The 900-nt window shown below is 33.8% G+C and carries 1 protein-coding gene; it reads left to right on the forward strand.

Annotated elements, in window-relative coordinates:
• Positions 1–105: 105 nt before the first annotated feature.
• The gene (locus tag AC23MB_RS14290) at positions 106–606 is read left to right on the forward strand and encodes a GNAT family N-acetyltransferase (protein ID WP_487787645.1); all 501 of its coding nucleotides are present in this window, start codon (positions 106–108) and stop codon (positions 604–606) included.
• The last annotated feature ends 294 nt before the right edge of the window (positions 607–900 follow it).

Below are 900 nucleotides of genomic sequence, written 5' to 3' on the forward strand. Positions count from 1 at the left end.
ATGGTTTTTGCTCGGTTCGTGTTTAGTTGGAATTTCCGTCCTTCTTATCCCCGCCTTCGCCAAGCCCTTTCCCGTTATATGAAAGCCTTCCACAACACTGCACAAATGAAACAAATTTTAGAAACTAATCGACTTTTATTAAGAGAACTAAATTCTGACGATGCAGAAAATTTTTATCTCTTAAATCTAAATCCAAACGTGATAAAATATACTGGAAATTCTGCTTTTAAAAATACTCAAGAAGCAAGAGATTTTTTAGAAAATTATCAAGACTATAAACTAAACGGTTACGGAAGATGGGCTGTAATAAATAAGGAAACCAATAAATTTATTGGTTGGTCTGGATTAAAATTCGGAGAAATGGAAAACGAAACTGATATTGGATTTCGTTTTTTTGAAGAAGAATGGAATAAAGGTTATGCAACTGAAAGTGCTATTGCTTGCTTAAACTACGGATTTGAGAAACTAAATCTTAAACAAATTATCGGAAGAGCAATGAAAGAAAATATTGCTTCAATAAAAGTTCTTGAAAAAATTGGACTTGAATACGAAAAAGACGTTGACTTTGATGGAAAGGAAGCTGTAATCTACAAAATTGAAAAATAAAAGGCCTTCATATAACATCGCATTGGCAAAATGGCGGGTTAAGTGCAAACTTCAGCTTTTGTGCTTTTTATTCCGCCGAATGTGTTCCACATTCGCTTTTTTTGTTGTAAGTTAGCGATGTGGAAACACATCGGCTAAGTTACTGCTAAATTGAACTTTCCGTCCAATTTATCCGCCACTTCGCCAATGCGTTTCCCGTTATCTGCAATTTTATACCATGCATATTCCTGAAATAGGTTGACAAAAAATTCATTAAATATTGTCAAGCTATGGAACAACAAAAAATCATTAGGT

The organism is Soonwooa sp. T0.1_25 (assembly GCF_057652215.1).